The sequence below is a fragment of the Brevibacillus sp. 1238 genome, from assembly GCF_029892995.1.
Lineage (GTDB): Bacteria > Bacillota > Bacilli > Brevibacillales > Brevibacillaceae > Brevibacillus > Brevibacillus parabrevis.
On the sequence record NZ_JARXWC010000010.1, the window covers coordinates 75,586 to 97,560 of the forward strand.

Consider the following 21,975-nt stretch of genomic DNA (forward strand, 5'->3'; position numbering starts at 1 on the left):
TCTTATTTTGTTTGTTATTCTCTATCTTAAAGGAGGGGAAAGTGATGAATATAGAAATGGACTTGGTTTCGGACTGGAAGAGCATTATGTCCCAGAGGATTTTAGATAAAGGTCTGCAATTCTCAAGTGGTCTTAGAGAAGATGCAAAGATAATAAAATACTTTACCTTTTTACGAAAACTTGGTGGTAAAACTCAAGGACGACAAGTGTACAAATCAAAGGAGTTCAGTTGCCCGACAGTCCACTTAGCGGGGCTTAATCAATTGATCGAAACGCTAAAAAATGGTAAGGATATATCACCTTATCTCAGTAAGAAGGTTGAAAATATCTCTAAGATCGACGGGATGTTTAATGACTGGGGGGTGTTACATCTTCATCTCGGGGATAGACTTGAGAAAACTGGTCGCTATATAGAGCGGACTGGCCCATTACTATTCCTTTACTTGATGCCGGAATCTGCTTTTCTAATTAACATTTATCAACATAAAGAATGGACACACAAGTCCATCCTACAGACTGTATATGATAACTGGCCTGAGTTAATAGAGAGTTACATCATTCCCGATTCAACAGGAGTAACCCATGCACTTACTGAAAGTCAACATTTGGATGCAAGAGAGGCTGGAAGTTTGGTACTAATGGAATTAACGAAAAGTAGTGGTGAGAAATTTGCGATAATGCCGCCAGGTCTCGGTATAACATCATCTGGAGATCCGATACAGGATGTGAGATATTTTGACACAATAATAAATAAACTAAGAACATTAGAAGATTTTTTTCGAGAAAACCTACAAGAAGAACTTGTAGTTGAACTTCTCGGTGCAATGCCAAACCCAGTCAAATTAAAATTAATAAACCAATCAGGTAATAATTGGATTTTTGAAGAAGTGTCTACGCAAAAAATAATATTTGAAATTCCTTATGAATAATAACGATAGCCCATCCTGGAGAGTAACATTTGTTGGATGGGCTATCAATTTTTTAATTTGGTATACCTACAGCATCACGTAAAGCATTAGCAGCGTAGTGAGCTGCTTCTCTCACACCTGGATCATTGTCACTCGCCATCCAGACCGAGCCAAGAATCGCGATTACTTCCTCTGCCGACTCTTTGTCAAACTTGTTCACAGGTTTTTCCACAGCGGGTGGATTAGTATTCCACCAACCCTCACCACCGAGAGCGTCATTGTAGTCTACTGTGTGCCCCGCAAGCGTCTGCCCGTTTTTGTACTGATAGAGGTTAGCCGCTTTGGATAGCTTTCCTCTACTCCAGGCATAGGTCTGCCAGAAATGTTTGCAGGCCCCTCGCTTCGCCATTTCCTCAAGGACAGCATAAGAGCCATACACACCCACCACATAACCGGGCAGCTCCTTGGCTGCTGCTTTCAGGTAAGCCTCAATTGATGCGTAATCCTTTGGCTGTGCGTCAAAATCCACAGCAAAATAAATGGCAGTACCTAAAGGCTGACCGATCTGCTTGGCTTCCTGGAGCGCTGCTTTGCCGTCCCGTATTCCGTTGGCTGCTCCTCCAGAAGCATCACTAGTTCCGCGCTGGAAAACTGATACGACCTGCATCCCTGCCGATGTGATCGCCTCGGCTTCTGCGCGAGCGAGCAGTTTCCAGGCATACTGGGCTGGAACAAGATAGCGGCAGACAGTACGCTTGAACAGCTTCTCCGAGACTGTATTTACCTCTGCCTACCTGGTGTAGCACTTTGTCTCTCGTCAATTGGCGTATCCATTGGGGAGTCTTCCCTACAATTGCCGCCAATTCTGACGTCAGTATTTCTTTATCTTGTAGATTTTCTGGTTTCGCCTTTGGCCTCGCCAATTTTCCCACCTCACTTTCGTTTTAAACTCGTATCATAGGGATACCAATTTTCGGGTCATCAGATGAAGCCAAAATTTGAAAATGTCAGCTCTTGGATCGGATTAAGCAAAAGCGAAAGTAATTTTTCAAAAATAAATCTAGCGAGATTTCGGGGCTCGCTTCACCCGCAGTCTTCCCGGCTTCCAGAAGGACCCGTAAATATTCCTAGCATCGATTTTGAGCTGAGTTTCGCAATTAGATAGTCACGTTTTAGCTCTTTGCTCAACCAGCCAAGGTAGTTACCCATCTTTGATTCCCAACCTCTCCATTGTGGCTTGTACATTGCCATTTACTTCAATCACATCTACATTGCCACTGACCTGTATGAATAGCTGCTGTCCATCTTGCATCATAAAGAAAGAGACTCCATCCTCATCCTTTGTCGGTTGAAAGCCTTTGACATGATAGCTTGTGATGACCTGGCCTTGGTCGTTATACTTTACTACTAGAAACTCTCTGCTTGTACCGCATCCATAGATTAGTAACACGATGCTACATATCATCAGCATGTGCTTCATCTTCGCTACCACTTTTCTATCACTCCTTCCCTGTATCTATCATCTTGCTAATCGTTCCTTAGAAAATGCTTCAGCCATCTGCTCAGTTGGGTACACCATCATAGTTGGAGGTTCATCTACCCATTCGGATGCAATTAGCTTTGGATGATCGATTGTACTCATGCTAACCCTCTCCTTTCTCTTAAATAAAAAATGCCACTCTAAATACGAGTGACATGTCGCGAGTATATTTCTTTAATATTTTCTTTAAAGATTTTCTTTAGGCTTCGTGCTCTAATGAAGGAAAAAGTTTGACTGTCCTCGGATTAGAGGACAGTACCGTCCTCTACGTAGGGTACAGAACTGTCAGCAGATTAGAGGACAGTCGTGAGTGTCAGCTAGTTAGAGGACAGTGGGCTGTGAAGCCTTGATACATATGAGTTTTTGGCTCTAACTGTACACTACATGGGGGATGGTGAGCAATTCGTTCATAAAGGAGCGAAAAAAGATGACGAAAAGCAACAACAGGAAGCGGAAGATCGACTTCATTATCACCGAGACAAACGGAGCATTACCAATTGAAGAATGGCTGATACCCGGCCTAACAGAATTCGCAAAAGAGAAGTATGGTCTGAGCTTAAATGTCTGGGTCAAACAAGGAGGAATGGAAGATGGCAGTAACTAAAGACAAAAGCGTTCAAAAGAATCCCTGGTATTTCACAATTGAGATTGATGAGAATGGAAAGCGGAAAAGAATCAAGCGCAGAGGATTCAAAACGAAAAAAGAAGCTGAAGCGGCCCAACGTGACCTTTTGAATGAACTCGGACAAGGATTGAACCTCAATGCCTCCAAAACTATTTATCGGGACTTCATGGTTGACTGGCTTCGAGACAAGAAAACAAAAGTCAAATCGCGCACGCTTGAAACCTATGCAGGATTGGTAAATAATCACATTCTACCAGCATTGGGAGACTTAGCCCTTGCCGACATCACTCCTCGGCACATCCAAAATCTATATAATGAACTACACGAGTCTGAGCGGCTTTCTGGGGAGAACATCCAAAAAGTACATACCATCATCAACGAATCACTGAAAAAGGCCGCCGGGTGGGACATGATCATAAAAAACCCAGCTGCTGTTGTTGATCGCCCCAAAGCTGAAACAAAGGAAATGTTCTATTGGACAGATGAAGAGGCGCACCTCCTTCTTGGAGTTGCCAAAGAGGATCGCTATTACTGTGCTCTCCTGCTTGCAGTAACAACCGGAATGAGGCAAGGAGAAATACTGGGCTTACGGTGGCAGGATCTAGATTTGAAAAACAGGACTCTATCCGTTAGACAGATTCTTAACCATGATGGAAAGACTCTTGAGCCTGGAGCAAAAACAGCATCAGGTATACGCTCCATCGGTATTGATAAGGTTACAGCAATTGAGCTGGAGAAACTGCGGCACCGAACCAAAGAGGAAAAGATGGCAAATCGAGATATTTACGAGGATAACGACCTGGTGATTTGCACACAGCTAGGCACTCCAGTTTCACCACGCAACATCAATCGCACATTCTATCGCCTTACTGAAAAAGCAGGACTGAAAAGAATTCGATTTCACGATCTACGTCATACTCATGTAGTTATGCTTTTAAAAATGAGAGAGAACAATAAACGAATAGCGGAACGTATGGGATGGTCAAGTGTGAAGATGCTGGATCGCTACTCACATGTTACTCCACACATGCAAAAGGAAACAGCGGATGCTTTCGGGGAAATGTTCTTTTCGGCACCAAATGGCACCAAAAAATCTTTAGTCGAATAAAGGGCACCACTTCGGCACCAATTTGCTCTTGTTCGTACAAAAGGGAACTAGTGGGGTCGTTATAAACATAAGAAAAACCCTTGATTACCAAGGGTTCTAACGTTTGTTTTATGGTGATCCGGACTGGGTTCGAACCAGCGACCCCCACCCTGTCAAGATGGTGCTCTCCCAACTGAGCTACCGGATCATGGGATATGTATGTGACCTTGTGAAACGTATGTACTCACTTAATGGTGGGCCCTGTAGGACTCGAACCTACGACCAATCGGTTATGAGCCGACCGCTCTGACCAACTGAGCTAAGGGCCCCAATCGCACCGGACGTCGATCACATTTATTACTATACAGCATCCTAAATTGGATTTCAAGAGGAAATGAATAATTTCTTGTAATTTTTTTCACTCTGACCAAAAGAACTTGAAAAACCCCCTTAAAACCTACTTTATTGCGTATTCACCACCTGTAAAACTCAAGCTGTCTCCCCTTTCTGCTGAAAAATAACCGATAAATTTTTTCTCGCCCTCCACTCCTCTACTTTTCCAAGTTGTTACTGACTGCCCTCCTTTTCTAAGTACCCTCCTAAATCATTGCTACATCCATCAGTTTTGGGGCTTGGGGAATGAAAAGTGGGAGTCGGGAGGGAGTGCCGTCGCATTGTTCTTGTTCTTGTTCTTGTCCTTGCTCTTTATCCCTCTTCTTCCCCTACTCCAACACTTTAACTTCCCCCTCCCCCTACTCTCACCCCCCGAACCCCAAAAAGCCATCCCCCCGCCGCTCCTCTCCCCACCCTTCCTGCCACTCGCTCCTGCAAGCGGCAACCAAATGGGAACAGCACCAACGAAAAAATGGCTCTTGATTACTTTATACAATTTACTATTTTTTTGGATATTCACTAGATTTTTACAATGCACTACCTTTTCACAATCTACTACCTTTTCAAGACCGACAGGCTTTTCACAATCCCGCCAACAAAATTCCGCTTCCTTGCTCTTTTACCTTACCCCTGCTCCCTAATCCCTGCCCAAAACAACCACACAAAGATAGGTAGGTAACAATCCAAGCCACCTAAATCCTCTCAACCATCAAAACCGCCAACCTACGCAGCAACGCATTTACCCCGCCTGCTCGGTTCCCCCGGCCTTTTCCTCCACGCGCAGCTTGGCTTCCCCGCGCTTGAGTGCTTCGGCTTCCAAGCGGGCTTGTTCTGCTTCCTGCTCATCCCGCATGCGGTGAGCCATGCGGCTGGAGGCGTTTGCGGCCACGCTGGCTACGAGGTCGTCGAGGAAGGTGTGGACGCGGCCCTCCTCCGATTTGGTGTCCAGTCTTTTGATGACGCCCACTTTATGTTTGTCCAAGTGACCAAAAGTGGTAACTGCGATGCTGCCGTATCCGAAGACGGAGCCTAGTGCCAATGTCTCGTCGCATCCGAACAGGCCTTCGTCCGTTGCGATGATCGATTGGAGCGGCTCGGACAACAGTCCTTTTTCCGCCAGCGTATCCAACTCAACGCCTACCAAGATGGCGTGCTGCATTTCCCTTTTTTCCAAGACGGCTTTTACGCTCTCGATGCACGGTTCTATCGTCAGGCCAGGGTGATAGGGGGCCTGCATGAGATAGACAATCTCAGCGATATCCTCCACCGTGACGCCACGTTCTGCCAGACGGTTGAGAGCAGCGTTTCTGACTTCGATGCTGTGTACTTGCTTCTTCATATAAGAGACAACCCCTTCCACAAATCGAGTGAAGTCGTTTCCTACCATAGTATCACATGGTGACAAAATTGCGACAATCTTTCGCCCAAATAATTGGTAATTCGCCCTTCCGCTCCGCCACAGCAAAATGCTTGAAGGGCAAACTAGCTCGCGACGATGCGCTGGGGCACACGAAAGCATTGGGCAGGTTATGTGCTCTCCTGTATAATAAATTTTGCGAAGAACACCCAGAAGGAGGACACTGCTGTGGCCCTTGAGGAAATCGTCTTGGACAGCCGGCTGCTCGGAACGCCGGAAAAATTGATTGTCTATACCCCGAAACGTTACTCGCCGCTTTACTCCTATCCGGTTCTTTACGTGCAGGATGGCGACGATTACTTGGCAATGGGCAGAATGGCGACCTTGCTGGATCAGATGATTGCGGACAAAGAAATTCCCGACCTGCTCGCCGTTTTTCTTCCCGTCGACAAAGCCAAACGCTTCGACCGCTACCATCCGGATGGGAAAGAGCATTTTGCCTATTCCCGTTTTCTCGCGGATGAAGTGGTCAGCTTCATTGATTCGCATTACTCCACGCATCCATTGGGCAACGGACGCACGTTGCTGGGTGAATCGCTTGGCGGCGTCGTTTCGCTGTTCACCGCGCTTGCTTACCCGCATACGTTTGGACAAGTTGCCAGCCAGTCAGGTGCTGTGGACGAGCAGTTGAACCGCCGGATCGCCCAAGCTGATCTCACCGTGTCCCAAACGTTCTACCTGGAGATTGGGACAGAAGAAACAGCCGTGAACTCTTCTCGCGGCGTCTTGAACCTGTACGCAGCCAACGAGGAGCTGCGGGCGATTTTGCAAACGAAAAAAGCCACCCTCTATTACGAAACATTCGAGGGTGACCATACATGGGGCCACTGGCAGAAAAATTTACCGCGCATGTTACGGACGCTTTACGGGTAAACTTACCGTGGCTGTTCTTCCTTGGGACCTTCATCTTTTAAAGGCGAGACGAGTGCTTCTTCGAACTCTCCTTTGCGGATCGCTGTCAAAATGGTGAAGGTCAGGACGGACAACAAAAGCAGGACGAGAAAAATGAATGTAATCATCATGGCCGTGTACATGCAGCGCGGCACCTCCTTGCACTACACAGTGTTTCCTGACGCGGCTGGAATATACGGATCGGCGCATAACATTACACAAATGAAGAATTTTCTGTTAAAATAGTTTCTTGTAGAGCATGATAGATAGTAAGGAGGAGTGGTTCTTATGTTGTACAGTATCGTAGTCTTTCCATCCAGCAAGGTGCAGGAAGTAGCCAACTCTTACCGGAAGCGTTATGACCCGGCATACGCATTGGTCCCTCCATATATCCGCTTGAAAGAAGCTTTTGACCTCGATGAAGCCAAGCTGCCAGAACTGGTGAGCCATCTGGAGCAGGTTGCCTCTTCTTCGGAGAGCTTTACAGCGCACTTCCATCGGGTATCTTCTTTCCATCCTACAACAAACGTGATCTACCTGGCTGTGCAAAACAAAGAGCCTTTTACCGCACTGCACGAGCAAATCGTGAACAAGTGTGTTTCGGAAAAGGAAACGTATGCGTACGTTCCGCATCTGACCATCGGGCGCGATCTGTCCGACGATGAGCTGCGTGATGTAACCGGACAATTGAGCATGGCCAAAATCGATTTGACCAGCGAGATCGATCGCTTCCACCTGATTTATCAACTGGAAGACGGAATCTGGAGCGTTTACCAGACATTCCTCTTGAACAAATAAAGCATTTCTCTTCCCCTCCTCGCGAGCCTGACTTGCCGGGAGGGATCTTTTTACTGCCACCAGAAAAGGACGTGTCCCCACAGTGAAACAACAATCTTATGCGATTCAAAAAGTAAGCTCGGAAAAAGAAATGCAAGATGCGCTCACGGTGCGCAAAGCAGTGTTCATCGACGAGCAACAGGTTCCTGCCGAGCTGGAAATCGATGAGCATGACGAGCAGGGCAGCGGCACGGTGCACTTCGTCGCTTACAACGAACAGGAACCAGTCGGAGCGAGCCGCTTGCGTCCGTACACGCCTGGCGTTGGAAAAGTCGAGCGCGTCGCTGTGCTGCAAAGCGAACGCGGAACCGGACTTGGCCGCCAGATCATGCTCGTGATGGAAGACGCGGCGAAAGAACTCGGCTTCGACAGCCTCAAACTAAACGCCCAGACGCACGCGCAGCGTTTTTACGAAAAGCTCGGTTACGAGCCGCACGGAGATGTTTTTGATGAAGCAGGCATTGAGCATATCGCGATGGTCAAAGCTTTGCGATAGATGCGTTGTCCCAGGCATCACAGACGTTCCTTGCGCTACATAAACCACTGGCAGGTCGCCTCCTTAGCAACCTGAGCTTTTCTTTTGCCCTCCCCTCTTTGTCAAAGCAGGCGGAGGGCGTTTTGCTCTTGACGATTTTTGCCATCTGGATTAGGATAGAAGCAAAACATACGCAACCGTATCTTTAGAGGTGAAGCATGCAATATACGCGAGAAGATTGGGTTCGCGCAGGGCTGAATACGTTGGCGGAGGCGGGAGTGGAAGCTGTGCGCGTGGAAGCCATTGCGCGGAAGCTGTCCATTAGCAAGGGGAGTTTCTACCACCATTTTGCCGACCGCCAAGATTTGCTGAACGCCATGATCGACTACTGGGAGCTGCACGCCACGGAGCGGATCATTTCTGCGCCGGAAGCCGAGCAGGCTACGTTGGAGCAGCTCTTGTCGTTCGTGTTTGCAACCGAGCGCAAGACGGAAGCAGCGATGTACGCCTGGGCCAAGCAAAACCCGGAGCTGGGCAAGCGCGTTGCCGGGATTGAAAAACGCAGAATCGGCTACGTAGCTGCCTTGTATGCCAAAAAAGGACTCTCCCCGGACGAAGCAAATGCCCGCGCTCACCTCGCTTACCTCGTCTACATCGGTTGGCTGGTGCGCGGGGAGCTGGACGAGCCGTTTGACATCGCTGCGCCGTTGCAGCATTTTTTGAAATGGACAACGTGAAAGCTTGCCTTGCTGTGGAGACTTCGTAGAGGTAGGGCTGTGTACGATGATGAGCCATATGGTTTCCATCCGGCAACATGAAAGCATTTCTTTCTGAGTGAGCTTCCTCATGCTGGGTACGATGATGTACCGTACAGCTTCATCTGACAACATGAAAGCATCCTTTCTTTCTGCGGAACTTCCTCGATCTAGGCACGATGATGACCATATGGCTTCATCTGACAACATGAAAGCATCCTTTCTTTCTGCGGAACTTCCTCGATCTAGGCACGATGATGACCATATGGCTCCATCTGACGACCTGAGAAAGTCCCTATCTGCGGCGAACTTCCTCATGCTGGGCACGGTGATGTACCGTACAGCTTCATCTGACACATGAAAGCCTCCTTTCTGCGGAACTTCCTCGATCTAGGCACGATCATGACCATATGACTCCATCTGACAACATGAAAACATCCTTGCTGCGCGAACTTCTTCATGCCGGGTACGATGATGTATCATATGGCTCTATCCGACGACCTGAGAACGTCCCTTTCTGCCCCCTCCCTGCACTGGGGGATTCTCGCGCCCGAAACATACGCTTGCGTATCTTTTGCAAAAAAACGCCCACGAAGCTTTCACCAAGGAGGCACTCGCATGACCACATTCGTCGTCTTATCTACTGCGATTATCCTGGCCGTTCTGTCATTGTTGCATGTGTACTGGGCATTCGGCGGCCGTTGGGGAAGCACTGCGGCCATCCCCGTTACTGCGCACGATTCCCGCCCGCTATTTCGTCCCGGAAAGATCGGGACGCTCATAGTCGCTGGCCTGCTGCTTTTCGCCGACTATTTGCTGCTCGCGCAAAGCGGTTATTTAGCGCCGCTGATGGCGCCCGCCTTGATTCAATGGGGCTGCATCTTCGGTACTGCCGTTTTTTTCTTGCGTGCTGTCGGCGACTTTCGTTACGTGGGCTTCTTTAAAAAAGTCCGGCACACCGTCTTCGGCCGCCAAGACACCAGATTGTTCACTCCGCTCTGCCTGTGGCTCGGAATGGCGTTTTTGCTGACGGTTCTGTAATCCGCCAGTCACGGTAGTTGCCGACATTTCCCAGGCACAAGGCAATATGTAATTTGCCAGACAAAAAAGCCCCTTCATCCGGTTCAGCCAATCGTCTGACGGATAAGGGGCTACTTTTCTACTTTTCTGTTCCAACAGGCAGGGGAGGCTACTGCGTTATTGCTTTTTGCTCCAACAGACAAGACAAGCCCCTGCGTTCTTACTTTTTGCTCCAACAGACAAGCCAAGCCCCTGCGTTCTTACTTTTCGCTCCAACAGACAAGCCAAGCCCCTGCGTTCTTACTTTTCGCTCCAACAGACAGGCTAAGCCCCTGCGTTCTTACTTTTCGCTCCAACAGACAAGCCAAGCCCCTGCGTTCTTACTTTTCGCTCCAACAGACAGGCTAAGCCCCTGCGTTATTACTTTTTACCCCAACAGACAGGCTAAGCCCCTGCGTTCTTACTTTTTGCTCCAACAGACAGGCCAAACCCCTGCGTTATTACTTTTTGCTCCAACAGACAGGCTAAGCCCCTACGTTATTACTTTTTACCCCACCAGCACAGGCTAGACTGCTGCGTTCTTACTTTCTACTCCAACAAGCAGACCAAGCCCCTGCATTATTACTTTTTACTCCGACAGACAGGCCAAGCCCCTGCGTTACTACCTTTCACTCCAACAGGCAGACTAAACTACTGCGTTATTACCTTTCACTCCAACATATAAACCCATCTGCTCCAGTTACCCCTTCCGCCTCCGAGCAATCTCACGCAACTGCTCTACCGCCTCTGTCGGCGCCGTGTGCGAGCCGAGCATGGCGTGAAAAGGCTCCTCGCCGCGCCAGCCATGAAAGTCGGAACCGCCTGTCACGACGAGGCCGTGCTCTTGTGCCCACTTGCTGTAGCGCAGCTTTTGCAGCTCATCGTTGTCCGGATGGTTGACTTCGATGCCGTCCAGCCCGAAGACGATCAGCTCGCGTACAAGCTCGTCATCGTCATACAAACCTGGATGCGCCAGCACAGCCGCGCCGCCCGCCTCCTTGATCAGCGTGATCGCCTCCTGAGGCGAGATGCGCGGAGGATTGACGTAAGCGGCTCCCCCTTTGCCCAAATACTTGTCAAACGCCTCTTCGATTGTGGCCACGACGCCCAGCTCGATCAGCTCTTCGGCAATATGCGGGCGACCGATGTTTTTATCTGTGCCTTGCTTGCGGCGGTAGACGTTTTCCAGCGTAATCGGAATGCCCAGCTCCTGCAGGCGGGCAATCAGCAACTCGTTGCGCTGGTGGCGCGTTTCTCGCAAGCCCACAAGTCGCTCTTGAAACGCCTGATCCTCATACGGAACAAAATAGCCTAACACGTGAATGTCTTGCCCGTTTCCTACCGAGCTTACTTCCACGCCCGGAATGATTTCCACCCCGAGCCTCGCTCCCGCTTCGATCGCTTCTGCCACGCCCGCCACTGTATCGTGGTCGGTAATCGCCAGAGCGGCAAGTCCCGCTTCTTTCGCCAGGCGCACGTTTTCCGCAGGTTCGCAAGTCCCGTCCGACGCCTTCGTATGTGTATGTAAGTCTGCTTGCAACAGCATATTTTCTCCACTCCTTCTTTTCTTTTTCTTCAAGTCTGAAATCTGCCCACCGCACATAGGATGGTAGCAAACCCGAATTTCTCACAGGTTGAGCCGAGGAGGATGTCCATGCGGTTAAAAAACAAGACCCTGACCGGTGTCGTGCAGCCACTCTCCTATGTCGACAAAATGCTCAGACAGCAGGGGTTTCACCGATCAGGCGGGGACGGCATGCCCACGTACGATGTCGTCATGTACGATTCTGCCAGCAGCAGCACGTATTTCCTGCGCATTCCCACCAATTTTACCACCTCGTCCACTGGAAAAGGCGAGATGACAGTCAAGCTGGGCCATCCGTATCTGGAAGCAAAATTTTATATGAACACCTCTGAAGAGATTTTTTTCATCCCCAAATCCGTTCGGGAAGCAGCCGAGCATAAATTGGCCGAAATTGCCGATTATCTCTCTTCTTCGTCTGGTCCATCCTGAACCGTGCTCCACAACCATCTGTTGGCACCAAACCGATAGGTCACTCTCTTTTCTTTTACCAGTCCGACGAGATAGCCCATGAAAGCCGTCCGAAACAAGGCGTAGCTTCCGGCGTTCTCTATGGAAATGTGCAAGCGTTCACACAGGAGGGCGAGAGCGTCTTCTACTCCGCGCTCCTCTCTTAAAATGTCTTCGATGACAGTGTAAATCCGTTCATGCCATTCCATATTTTTGTGCACCGCACCTTGAGAGGAGGTGGTGTACGCTCCGTGACCTGGCAAATATCCTGTGCATGTGGTCGCGAGGAGCTTGTGCAAACTGTTCATCGTCTCATGCGCATCCACAAGAAACGGCAATTTGTGCTTTTCCAATACTTCCTCACCCAAATAGCTGTCGGCTGCAAAGCATATGTCGTCGCAGATCAGACCGACCTGCTGATAGCTGTGCCCCGGCAGAGAAAGGATCGTAAAAGGCACACCGTCGATTGCAATCGTTCCTTCTAATGGAAGGAGGTGGTCCACCCGGGAAGCTTGCGCCAGCAAAAACTTGTTTTTCAGATCGGCAAGAGGTTCTGCTCCCATGTTCAAGTAGATGGGTTCCAGAATCGGATAGCGAATGATCGCTTCTTCCAGCGGTGGTGCGTATACTTTGGCTTCGGGCCAGCATCCGAGCAGGTAGGCGTTTCCTCCGAAGTGGTCGGCATGAGCGTGTGTTTGAATGATCGCGCACAAGGGCTGGGCTATCGCGTCCAGCCCTTTTTTGATTTTCTTCGCCGTTTGCGCCTCCAGCCCGGAATCAATCAGGATGGCCCCGCTCTCCCCTATCACCAACCCGATGTTTACGTGACCGGGAAAATAGCCGACCCGCTCCGTAATCATTTGCGGTGTATGTGTAGACACAATGTTCGCCCCTCATTTCATCCTTTTCCTATTTATTTTCTCCAAAAACTTTGCTTCCCCTGCCCTGGTTCTTCCGGTTTGTTTTGCGCGTACAGATGCGGGCTGTTGTCTTTTCCTGTAAAAAACCGGCAAGACAGGAAAGGCTCGCAACCGTTCTTTGCTCCGCTCTGCGCGCAAAGTGTGCAGCGGGCCAACGATGGTATAGGGCGGGTGCGGACGCCCGATCCCGCTGAACATGTGTGTCGTGGCTGCGACGGCGACGATTGTCAGCAGCGAAAAGGCGGTGCGCACAAGTCCGATCGTATGCAGCGAGCAGGCCACGATCAGACCGTCAATCACCAGGATCAGCAAAGCCACAGGCAGACGAAAGCGCCGGGCCAAAAATTGCGCTACCAGATCCGTTCCTCCGGTATTCGTTTCGAAGGCGAGCATCAAGCCTACTCCCATGCCGATCAGCAAGCCCCCCGTTACAGACGAAATCGCCATAGACCAACTGTTGAAATCGCGCAAATCGGACAGGACATCGATCAAAAAGGCTGAGATCAGCATCCCGTGAAAACTGTGAAAAAACAGCCGACGATCGTAAAAAAACACGATGACATACACCGGAATACTGACGACAATCATGATTATCCCGGGCGGCCACTGCATGTAATACGTCGCCAACAGCCCGATCCCGATCATCCCTCCGTCCATGAGGCGGTGCGGCACCAAAAACAGATTGACGCCAATGGCAACCAGTACGCTCCCCATGACGATCGCCACGCTTTTTTGCAGCCAGTACACACGCCTCCCCTCCCTCGGACAACTGCTCGTTTATGTGTATGAATCGAGGGATTCCCGTATGTCCGGACAATGTGCAAAATGCGCCCGGGCAAATCGGAACGTTTTGACTCTTCGGTTGACCTATTGGTATACTTACCTGTAACAAGGAAGTTACGAATGTTTATTCCTTTTGGTTCGTACATTTAAAATACAATTAGCGTAACGGAGGTGAATTCTCCACCTTTCGCACCGCGGAAGGCTGGAGGTGCGCTTGGAGAGTCCGATAGGGGAGATTACGCTGAATCTGCTGCTCGTGGTGTTTTTGGTCCTTTTGAACGGCTTCTTCGTCGCAGCAGAATTCTCGCTGGTTAAAGTTCGCCAAACTCGTTTGGCCCAGCTCGTCAGTGAAGGCAACAACAAGCGTGCCCACTACGCGCAAAAGGTCACCCGGGAGCTCGACGCCTATTTGTCTGCCTGCCAGCTCGGCATCACGCTGGCATCGCTTGGATTAGGCTGGGTTGGCGAGCCTGCAATCGCCCATTACGTCGAACCCATGATGGCATACTTTCAATTCCCGCCGTATATGGTAGGCCCTGTTTCTCTTGCCATCGCGTTTGCTATCATTACGTTTTTGCACATCGTTTTCGGAGAGCTTGCTCCCAAATCGCTCGCGATTCAAAAAGCGGAAGCGACTTCGCTCTGGACAGCTGCTCCGCTCATGTTTTTCTACAAGCTCAGCTACCCGCTCATCTGGTTTTTGAACGGGGCGGCCAACCTCTTTATCCGCCGCTTGGGCATCGAGCCTGCTACGGAGAGCGACCCGGCCCACACGGAGGAAGAAATACGCTTGCTGGTCAATCAGAGCCATAAGAGCGGCCACATCGACCAGACAGAAATGGCCCTGGTGGACAACGTCTTTGATTTTTCCGAACGACTTGCCCGGGAAATTATGATCCCGCGCATCGACATGATTTGCTTGTACGATGACAACACGTTTGACGAAAATTTGCAAATCATCCGGGAATCCCGCCACTCACGCTTCCCTGTCGCCCATGAAGACAAAGACAGGCTGATTGGCTTCGTGCACACTTCCGACTTTTTCCTGTCGGCGCTGACAACCGGGAAAGCCGAGTTAAACGATTTCCTTCGTCCCCTGCTTACGGTGCCAGAGTCCATGGAAATCAGCCACGTGCTGCGGCTCATGCAAAAGCGCCGCTCGCAAATCGCGATTGTCATCGACGAGTATGGCGGCACAGCAGGGATTTTGACCATGGAAGACATCCTGGAGGAAATTGTCGGCGACATTCAGGATGAATTTGACGAAAATGAACGGCCTGAAATTGAAGAAAGTGCGAGCAATGCCCTCTCGGTTTCTGGAAAAACACTCTTGAGCGAGTTGAACGATTTTCTGACGATCGAGATCGTCTCCGATGAGGTCGATACGATTGCCGGCTGGCTCTACAGCCAACTGAACGAAGAAGTGGCATCAGGCAAAGCCGTCATGTACGAAGGCTACCTGTTTACAATTAGCGAGTTGGAAAATCACCGGATCACACGCGTGGCGATCACCCATCTGGATGAGGAAGAATCGGCCGCACTTCCGGAGGACACGATTTTGCTGCACGCCCAGTCATAGCGAACAACATTTGGCAAGTGTCCCCTTCAAGCCAGGGGGCACTTCTTGTTTCCACAGTCAGACCGTTGACAAAGAAGCTGTTTTTTCGAGGTGCCTACATGAACTATGCGTTACTAGACAACAAACCCATCCTGTTGCAGCCTGACACTTACAACCGCATACCGTTTTGGCGCATGGCAGCCCGACAGGACAAGGTTCGCTGTCCGGCCTGCGGCTCCCCGTTGCGCCTGGTTGCGGGCATCAGCTTTGAGCCTTATTTCGCGCATTCGCTGGAAACAGACTGTCCGCTTTTGCCGCAAAACAGTCCTGCCACTTTTGAGTGGCTGCAAGCGTTGGACGAGACGGCCGCGGCTGCGCTCCACCCTATCGTCACTGGCACCGCTGCTGTCGCCAGCACTGACGCAGCTGTAGAGCATACGCCAGCAGATACAGATGGTACAAGCTCTGCAACTGGCGCACCAGCTGACGATTCGCTCGGCCGCGCGACGGAAAAAGCATCCGGCGAAGACCATCGCACGGAAACGGAAACCGACACCACAACGATCGGTTCCTTTCGTCTCCCGAAAAAACGGACGATTGGCAGCAGTGTCACACCAGCTCCGCCTCCGCCAAAGCCCCCGGTCTTTCGCAAGCGCTTCATGCCGAAAAAGACGATTGCGCACTTGGCGGAGCAACAGCTTGACCAACCGCTCCATCCTACGCAGCAGCAGGCGGTGCATGCGACAGATGGGCCGCTTTTGATTCTCGCCGGAGCCGGCAGCGGCAAGACCCGCGTGATGACAGCGCGCACCGCCCATCTGATCAAAGATCTCGGCGTGGAGCCAAACCGGATCATGGTGGTGACCTTTACGACCAAAGCTGCGGAAGAAATCCGTCTACGCATTGCCAGGCAGCTTCCGTCCGGTCAAGCCCGCGAGCTGATTGCCGGAACGTTTCACAGTATTTTTTATCGCATGCTCTTGCATCATCAGCCAAACAACTGGGACCAGCAGCGGCTTTTGAAAAAAGACTGGCAAAAGTGGCGGCTCCTGCGCGAAACCGGATCGCTGCTCGGACATGACGAGTTGGCTGTGCTGAAGGAAACCGACATCACCGAAGCGCTTGGCATCGTCAGCCGCTGGAAAAACGAATACATTCTCCCGCCTGAAGTTGCCTACCGCGAACTGGCGACCGATGCGGAAAAGCGCGCGGCACAGCTGTATCCGCTCTACGAAGAGGCGAAGAAAAAGCATCAATGGTTTGATTTCGACGACATGCTGCTGGGCTGCTACGAGCTTTTGCGCGACAATCAAAGCTTGCTGCAGCGCTATCAGGAGCGCATTACCCACGTCATGATCGACGAGTTTCAAGATATTAACCGCATCCAGTACGAGACGGTCAAGCTGTTGTGCGCACCCCAAAACAACCTGTGCGTCATTGGCGATGACGATCAGTCGATCTACGGCTTTCGCGGCAGTGATCCCCAGTACATATTGGGCTTCACCAAAGATTTTCCACAAGCCTCTACGATTACACTGGAAGTGAACTATCGCTCCCACTCTTCCATCGTCAGTCTCGGCTATTCGCTCATCGGTCACAATCGCGCCCGCTGGGACAAGGCGTGCCGTTCGTTCCACCGCGAAGAAGGCGACACGTTTTTGTTTGAACCGGACGACGAAGAAGAGCAGGCATCCCGGATCGTGGATGAAATCATCCACCGGCGCGAGCAAGGAACGGCTTTAGGCGAATGCGCCATCCTCTACCGGACAAACGAGTCGACGCGCCCGCTTTTGGAGCGGTTGAGCGAGGCGGGCATCCCGTTTCACTACACCCAGGAGGAAGAGTCGTTTTACCAGCGTCAGACGGTTCGCTGGACTTTGCAATACTTGCGGCTGGCGCTCAATCCGGACGACACGGATGCGCTCAGGGAAATCTTGCCGACGCTGTACATTTCCGCCGAGACATGGAACATCGTGCGCAGCCAGTCCATTTTGGAGGACAAGCCCGTTTTGCATATCCTCCCCCACCTGACACAGCTCAAACCGTACCAGCGCAAACATATGCAAGTAATTAACGACATTCTCGCCGCCTGCAAGGATTGCCCCCCTGCCCAGGCGCTGGAACTGATTTACGAAGACGGAAAGCTGCGCGACTACTTAAAAAAGCGGGCCCGTGACCGGGAAGATGGCCGGGAACGCTGGAGCGACGAGCTACAACAAATTCTCGCCGCCGCCAAGCGGCACGCCACGATCAGCGACTTTTTGGCTTACATCGAGCAGATGATGCGACAGGAAAAAGAGTGGCGCAATATGCGGCCACTCCCGGGTGAAGCTGTTCACGTATTAAGCATTCATCGGGCAAAAGGGCTGGAGTACGACCATGTCTTCCTGCCAGACCTGGTGGAAGGCGCTCTCCCTCACGAGTACACGCTGGATGAGCTGCGCAAAGGGCAAACGACCGCCATCGAAGAAGAACGCCGTCTCTTATACGTGGCGATTACCCGTGCCCGGCGCAGTTTGTGTATCGGTATCCCCCGGGAGCGCTTCGGCCGGAAGACCCGTCCCTCCCGCTTCGTCTCCGAAATGGGCAGGTAAATACTGAAAGCCGCCGCCCATGTAAATCAAAAATTCTTCCATGTTTGTAATCAACGGAAACATAAAAAGGCTCCCTTCGTCGCATTTTTGTATAGTATGCGAGCGGAGGGAGCCTGTTATTCGTTTGAGCCGTTTACCGTTTAGCCGCCGATGATGCTGTAGCCAGCGTCTACGTGCAAAATCTCGCCCGTGATGCCGCGGGAGAGATTGCTGAACAAGAAGAGGGCTGTATCGCCAACCTCTGTCTGGTCAATCGTGCGACGCAGTGGAGCTTTTTCTTCGATTTCTTTCAGGACCGCATTGAAATTGCGAATGCCTTTTGCCGCTAGCGTACGGATCGGGCCAGCGGAAATCGCGTTCACGCGGATGTTCTCTTTGCCGAGATCGTTCGCGAGGTAGCGTACAGATGCGTCCAACGCCGCTTTTGCCACGCCCATGACGTTGTAGTTTTGCACCACGCGCTCGCCACCCAGATAGGTCAGGGTCACGATGCTTCCGCCTTCTGTCATCAGCGGACGAGCGGCACGCGCTACCGCTACCAGCGAGAATGCACTGATGTCCTGCGCCAATGCGTATCCGTCACGGGAAGTATTGACGAACTCGCCTTCCAGCTCCTCTGTTTTGGCAAACGCGATGCAGTGTGCCAAGCCGTGAATGACGCCCACTTTTTCCCGGATCGTCGCGAATGCTGCTTCCACTTCTTCGTCCTTGGTCACGTCGCAGTTCACCAGCAAAGATTCCTTGCCCAATTTGGCAGACAGCTCTGCTACGTTTTCGCGCAGGCGATCTCCCTGATAGGTGAAAATCAGGTTCGCTCCCGCGTTGTGCAAAGATTGGGCAATGCCCCAAGCGATGCTGCGGTGGTTCGCTACACCCATGATTACGATATTTTTGCCTTGCAACAGTGTATTCATTATGTATTCGCCCCTTCCCAAGCTATTCCCCGCCATTATAACCGATCTTGTCCTTCGTTACGAGAGGGGCGCGTGAAAAGAGCAGGAAACGCTTCGTTTCGACATCGGCTTCATCAGCTTTGGCGAACTACTCGGTCGCCGCCGAAGACTCGCTCGGGGTGGGAACGAACGTCCCCCACGCTTCGTCAAAAGGATTCAGGGAAGTTCCCATGACCGGGAACTCGCTCGCCGCCTGCGCGGTTTCGTCGACTTGATTACGATTTTGTTCATTCATGCTCACCAAGGCTCCTTTGCGTCAATCTGTCATGCCATTCTGTTCATTAGGCTGGCAAGGAGCGCCCTGGTTTATGCATGAAGATGATTCGCGTGCAAGTAAGCAGACAACACGATATAGACCAGGACGGAACCAAAAAAGTAGACACCGTATTCCGCTCGCCTCGCCTGCACAATGTATGGCACCAGATGACTGGCCGACACGTACAGGAAAATTCCCGTGGTCATCGCAAGCATCACATCCGACCAGTTCGGCGGAAAAATACGCTCGGCAACTCCGAAGCTGCAAGCTCCGACAATCGTGGCAATCCCCAGGGAGGTCGCGGCCCAGAGCGCTTTTTTCCGCGAGTTTGTAGCCGCGAGCATCAGGGAAGCGACCGTGACCCCGTCCGGTATTTTGTGCAGCAGCATAGCCAAAAGGACGGACATGCCTACCTCCGAATCCACCGTCAAGCTTGCCACAAGCGACACTCCTTCGACAAAGGCGTGCAGCAAAAATCCGCTTACGACACCGATGATGCTTGTCGAACCGATTTCTCCTCCGGCTTTCCCGAGCAATTCCAGGGCAAACATCGCCGCAAAACCGACGAGCACAAACGGCATCATCCGCATATTCGCGCCCTGGAGCACGTGCGGCATCAAGTCCAGAAACGTAATCGCCAAAAGCAGGCCCGCTCCGGCGCTGATCATGGCGAACAATGCCTTTTGCGACCAGACGCGCAGACAAAGCAACAGTCCGCCCACGCAGCTTGCCAGCGCGGCCGCAAGCAAAACTACCCAAAAGACAGGTTGCATCATCCAGTCCTCTCCTCATCCCGCATGAGTATGGGACGTGTATTCCCTCCATATGTACGCGCCTGTCCGGGCCATTATGAGTGGAAGCAGCCATTTCGTCCTGCTCGCGACTCTGTGACAAAAAACAACGGTCTGTCCAAATCAGACGAAATGCCACTACTTTTTAGAACCTTTGTCGATTCTCTCTTACCCGGAAAAAAATGGTGCTATAATGAGTCCACCGGGAATACCCAGGGGAAAAAGGAGTGATTCGGGATGGATGTACAAGTTTGGATGGCTTCGAAAGAGGTAGCTGATCGCCTTGACGTGCACGTTCGTACGCTGCGCAACTGGCTGGACTTGTTCGTACCTGTCAAGGAACGTCTGAAAAATCCGCAGGGTCACTATTTGATCAGTGAAGCAGGCTTCGCCCTGCTGCGAGAAGTAAAAGAGCGCAAAGATAGCGGAAACAGCTCCCTGAAAGAAATTCAGCGACAGCTCATAGATGAAGGCCGTTTGTCGGAAGAAATGCTGGCAGTCGAGGAGTGCGCCAGCGCGGAAGAAACGGCTGTAGCTTTCAGTGCGGGCACCCAGGTGGAGTCCGGCATGCGGGAAATGGAGCTTGCCGTCCACGAGACGCTGGTGAAGTTTCAGCAGGAACTGACGCAGCTGTCGTCTTTGAACAGCATGCAATCGACCATTTTGCAAAAGATCGCGGATATCGAGGAAATGCAGGAATCATTGCGCCTGGAGATGCGCCGCGTCACATTTGAAATGGATTTGATGCAGCAGCGCCTGACTCGTCGCAAGGAGCGCTACGCCCGTCACGAGCCGCGCTGGTCGTTGAATCCGTTCCGCTGGTTTACCCGCTCCGACCGCGCCGCCGAGCAGTAACAAGTGGAAAAAAACGACAATTTGGCGAAGTGACAGGAAGCGGTAGTGTCCCGGTCTTTCCATATGATAGAATTAGACTATACGATGTGACTGAAAATCAGGACTATTTACATTCTATCGACAAAGGACTGGGGCTTTCGTTGTGAGAAAATTGCATATTACTTCAGTAAAGCCGGGAGATATCATTGCCAAAAGCATTTTTCAGGAAAACGGAAACGTCCTCTTAGGTCTGGGTGTACAACTGACTGAACGCTACATTGAACGTCTCAAACAATTGGGGATTGATACGCTCTACATTCAGGACAAGCGCACCGAAGACATCATACCCGAAGACACGATCCGCGACGAGACGCGCAAAGAAGCCGTCGATACCGTCTACAAAACAATGACGACGCTGATGGATCAGCCGCAGATCAAGCGCCGCACATCCCTTCCTGATTTCGGGAGCACCTTTCAAAAGGTGTTCCGGGAAATTATGCAGGACTTGAGCAGCCGCAAAGACGTTTTGGTCAATTTGTCCAATCTTCATGTCATGGACGGCTATTTTTTTCACCACGCCGTCAACGTTGCTGTGCTCGCAGGAGTCGTCGGTCTGGCCAAAGGCTACAACCAGCAGCAAATGATGGAGCTGGGGATTGGCGCTCTGCTGTTCGACATCGGAATGACGCAGGTGCCAAAGGAACTGTGGAGCTTGCGCAAGGAACTGACCGTCGAAGAACGGCAGCGCCTGCAATACCACACGGAAGACGGCTTCAACATTTTGCGCAGCCAGCACAATATTTCTGTCGTATCCGCGCACTGTGCGCTGCAACACCACGAGCGCTACAACGGGACAGGCTACCCCCGTCAGCTCTGTGAAAAAAACATCCACGAATACGCGCGGATTGTCGCGATCGCGGATGTGTACGATGCGCTGATCTCCCCGCGTCCTTTTCGCAAAAGCTACTCGCCGAGCGATGCGACCGAGTATTTGTTTGCTTCGGGGAACACGTATTTTGACCTCGACCTGCTCAAATTGTTCTTGCAGCATGTCGCGATTTTTCCGATCTCCTCTACCGTCTTGCTCAGTTCCGGGCATACAGGGGTCGTCTCGCGGGTCAATCCGCTCGCGGTCAATCGGCCGATCATTCGCATCCTGACCAACGAGGACGGCTCAGAGGTCGCTTCTCCTTTTGAGATCAACCTGTACGACAAAGACTGGATGAGCGTGACCATCGTCAAAACGCTATAGATACGTTGTTATAAA

Annotated in this window: 24 protein-coding genes and 2 tRNA genes; 13 read left to right on the forward strand and 13 right to left on the reverse strand. The window is 51.2% G+C overall.

Features of this window, described 5'->3' with window-relative positions:
* Nucleotides 1–44 precede the first annotated feature (44 nt).
* Nucleotides 45–929, forward strand: coding sequence for a hypothetical protein (locus M2298_RS20460; RefSeq protein ID WP_173596929.1), 885 nt, complete (start codon nucleotides 45–47; stop codon nucleotides 927–929).
* Nucleotides 930–981: 52 nt separating this feature from the next.
* Here the strand turns inward: M2298_RS20460 and M2298_RS20465 are convergent, their stop codons facing one another.
* The 3 genes from M2298_RS20465 to M2298_RS20475 all read right to left on the reverse strand — a co-directional run bounded on the left by M2298_RS20465 (nucleotide 982) and on the right by M2298_RS20475 (nucleotide 2,550).
* Nucleotides 982–1,671, reverse strand: coding sequence for a DUF1906 domain-containing protein (locus M2298_RS20465; RefSeq protein WP_173597061.1), 690 nt, complete (start codon nucleotides 1,669–1,671; stop codon nucleotides 982–984).
* Nucleotides 1,672–2,109: 438 nt separating this feature from the next.
* A complete protein-coding gene (locus M2298_RS20470) occupies nucleotides 2,110–2,388 on the reverse strand; it encodes a hypothetical protein (protein WP_173596928.1) in 279 nt (92 codons plus the stop codon).
* Between the two features lie 39 nt (nucleotides 2,389–2,427).
* The gene (locus M2298_RS20475) at nucleotides 2,428–2,550 is read right to left on the reverse strand and encodes a phage terminase large subunit family protein (RefSeq protein WP_217365150.1); all 123 of its coding nucleotides are present in this window, start codon (nucleotides 2,548–2,550) and stop codon (nucleotides 2,428–2,430) included.
* Nucleotides 2,551–2,875: 325 nt separating this feature from the next.
* On the opposite strand from M2298_RS20475, the gene M2298_RS20480 reads away from it, so the two are divergent.
* On the forward strand, nucleotides 2,876–3,052 hold the full coding sequence (locus M2298_RS20480) for a hypothetical protein (protein WP_173596927.1): 177 nt from the start codon (nucleotides 2,876–2,878) through the stop codon (nucleotides 3,050–3,052).
* A complete protein-coding gene (locus M2298_RS20485) occupies nucleotides 3,039–4,181 on the forward strand; it encodes a site-specific integrase (protein ID WP_173599611.1) in 1,143 nt (380 codons plus the stop codon). The genes M2298_RS20480 and M2298_RS20485 overlap by 14 nt, the downstream gene beginning before the upstream one ends.
* A gap of 111 nt (nucleotides 4,182–4,292) precedes the next feature.
* Here M2298_RS20485 and M2298_RS20490 read toward each other — a convergent pair.
* From M2298_RS20490 to M2298_RS20500, 3 genes are all read right to left on the reverse strand, one after another.
* Nucleotides 4,293–4,368 (reverse strand) — tRNA-Val (locus M2298_RS20490).
* Between the two features lie 44 nt (nucleotides 4,369–4,412).
* Nucleotides 4,413–4,489: transfer RNA gene (locus M2298_RS20495), tRNA-Ile, on the reverse strand.
* A gap of 803 nt (nucleotides 4,490–5,292) precedes the next feature.
* Complete coding sequence (locus tag M2298_RS20500) at nucleotides 5,293–5,892, reverse strand: phosphatidylglycerophosphatase A family protein (RefSeq protein ID WP_122964839.1); 600 nt, start codon at nucleotides 5,890–5,892, stop codon at nucleotides 5,293–5,295.
* A gap of 246 nt (nucleotides 5,893–6,138) precedes the next feature.
* On the opposite strand from M2298_RS20500, the gene M2298_RS20505 reads away from it, so the two are divergent.
* The gene (locus M2298_RS20505) at nucleotides 6,139–6,843 is read left to right on the forward strand and encodes an alpha/beta hydrolase (RefSeq protein ID WP_122964838.1); all 705 of its coding nucleotides are present in this window, start codon (nucleotides 6,139–6,141) and stop codon (nucleotides 6,841–6,843) included.
* Nucleotides 6,844–6,845: 2 nt separating this feature from the next.
* On the opposite strand, the gene M2298_RS20510 is transcribed toward M2298_RS20505, so the two are convergent.
* Complete coding sequence (locus M2298_RS20510) at nucleotides 6,846–7,004, reverse strand: hypothetical protein (RefSeq protein WP_167470313.1); 159 nt, start codon at nucleotides 7,002–7,004, stop codon at nucleotides 6,846–6,848.
* A gap of 145 nt (nucleotides 7,005–7,149) precedes the next feature.
* On the opposite strand from M2298_RS20510, the gene M2298_RS20515 reads away from it, so the two are divergent.
* From M2298_RS20515 to M2298_RS20530, 4 genes are all read left to right on the forward strand, one after another.
* Entirely contained in the window at nucleotides 7,150–7,659 is a 510-nt protein-coding gene (locus M2298_RS20515; RefSeq protein ID WP_063230116.1) for a YjcG family protein, read from the forward strand.
* An 82-nt stretch (nucleotides 7,660–7,741) separates the two neighbouring features.
* A complete protein-coding gene (locus M2298_RS20520) occupies nucleotides 7,742–8,194 on the forward strand; it encodes a GNAT family N-acetyltransferase (protein WP_122964837.1) in 453 nt (150 codons plus the stop codon).
* A 197-nt stretch (nucleotides 8,195–8,391) separates the two neighbouring features.
* A complete protein-coding gene (locus M2298_RS20525) occupies nucleotides 8,392–8,910 on the forward strand; it encodes a TetR/AcrR family transcriptional regulator (RefSeq protein ID WP_122964836.1) in 519 nt (172 codons plus the stop codon).
* Between the two features lie 636 nt (nucleotides 8,911–9,546).
* Nucleotides 9,547–9,969: a DUF3995 domain-containing protein gene (locus M2298_RS20530; protein WP_122964835.1), complete on the forward strand. Its 423-nt coding sequence runs from the start codon at nucleotides 9,547–9,549 to the stop codon at nucleotides 9,967–9,969.
* Between the two features lie 718 nt (nucleotides 9,970–10,687).
* On the opposite strand, the gene M2298_RS20535 is transcribed toward M2298_RS20530, so the two are convergent.
* A complete protein-coding gene (locus M2298_RS20535) occupies nucleotides 10,688–11,533 on the reverse strand; it encodes a PHP domain-containing protein (RefSeq protein WP_173597772.1) in 846 nt (281 codons plus the stop codon).
* Between the two features lie 108 nt (nucleotides 11,534–11,641).
* Between M2298_RS20535 and M2298_RS20540 the strand changes: the two genes are divergently transcribed.
* Nucleotides 11,642–12,001, forward strand: coding sequence for a hypothetical protein (locus M2298_RS20540; protein WP_122964833.1), 360 nt, complete (start codon nucleotides 11,642–11,644; stop codon nucleotides 11,999–12,001).
* On the opposite strand, the gene M2298_RS20545 is transcribed toward M2298_RS20540, so the two are convergent.
* On the reverse strand, nucleotides 11,971–12,879 hold the full coding sequence (locus M2298_RS20545) for an MBL fold metallo-hydrolase (protein ID WP_280649053.1): 909 nt from the start codon (nucleotides 12,877–12,879) through the stop codon (nucleotides 11,971–11,973). The genes M2298_RS20540 and M2298_RS20545 overlap by 31 nt on opposite strands.
* 33 nt (nucleotides 12,880–12,912) lie before the next feature.
* The gene (locus M2298_RS20550; RefSeq protein ID WP_280649035.1) at nucleotides 12,913–13,686 is read right to left on the reverse strand and encodes a YitT family protein; all 774 of its coding nucleotides are present in this window, start codon (nucleotides 13,684–13,686) and stop codon (nucleotides 12,913–12,915) included.
* A 244-nt stretch (nucleotides 13,687–13,930) separates the two neighbouring features.
* On the opposite strand from M2298_RS20550, the gene M2298_RS20555 reads away from it, so the two are divergent.
* Both M2298_RS20555 and M2298_RS20560 read left to right on the forward strand, forming a co-directional pair.
* The gene (locus tag M2298_RS20555; protein ID WP_122964830.1) at nucleotides 13,931–15,301 is read left to right on the forward strand and encodes a hemolysin family protein; all 1,371 of its coding nucleotides are present in this window, start codon (nucleotides 13,931–13,933) and stop codon (nucleotides 15,299–15,301) included.
* A 98-nt stretch (nucleotides 15,302–15,399) separates the two neighbouring features.
* Entirely contained in the window at nucleotides 15,400–17,874 is a 2,475-nt protein-coding gene (locus M2298_RS20560) for a UvrD-helicase domain-containing protein (RefSeq protein WP_280649036.1), read from the forward strand.
* 140 nt (nucleotides 17,875–18,014) lie between these two features.
* Here M2298_RS20560 and fabI read toward each other — a convergent pair whose 3' ends face one another.
* The 3 genes from fabI to M2298_RS20575 all read right to left on the reverse strand — a co-directional run bounded on the left by fabI (nucleotide 18,015) and on the right by M2298_RS20575 (nucleotide 19,859).
* On the reverse strand, nucleotides 18,015–18,788 hold the full coding sequence (gene fabI / locus M2298_RS20565; protein WP_280649037.1) for an enoyl-ACP reductase FabI: 774 nt from the start codon (nucleotides 18,786–18,788) through the stop codon (nucleotides 18,015–18,017).
* A 127-nt stretch (nucleotides 18,789–18,915) separates the two neighbouring features.
* Nucleotides 18,916–19,062 carry a hypothetical protein gene (locus M2298_RS20570; RefSeq protein WP_167470312.1) on the reverse strand — a complete coding sequence of 49 codons (147 nt, stop codon included), beginning with the start codon at nucleotides 19,060–19,062 and terminating at the stop codon, nucleotides 18,916–18,918.
* Nucleotides 19,063–19,133: 71 nt separating this feature from the next.
* Entirely contained in the window at nucleotides 19,134–19,859 is a 726-nt protein-coding gene (locus M2298_RS20575; protein ID WP_242775018.1) for a ZIP family metal transporter, read from the reverse strand.
* A 252-nt stretch (nucleotides 19,860–20,111) separates the two neighbouring features.
* Here M2298_RS20575 and M2298_RS20580 point away from each other — a divergent pair, with 252 nt between their 5' ends.
* Both M2298_RS20580 and M2298_RS20585 read left to right on the forward strand, forming a co-directional pair.
* A complete protein-coding gene (locus M2298_RS20580; protein ID WP_122964828.1) occupies nucleotides 20,112–20,729 on the forward strand; it encodes a MerR family transcriptional regulator in 618 nt (205 codons plus the stop codon).
* Nucleotides 20,730–20,871: 142 nt separating this feature from the next.
* Nucleotides 20,872–21,960 carry an HD-GYP domain-containing protein gene (locus M2298_RS20585; protein ID WP_173597778.1) on the forward strand — a complete coding sequence of 363 codons (1,089 nt, stop codon included), beginning with the start codon at nucleotides 20,872–20,874 and terminating at the stop codon, nucleotides 21,958–21,960.
* Nucleotides 21,961–21,975 lie beyond the last annotated feature (15 nt).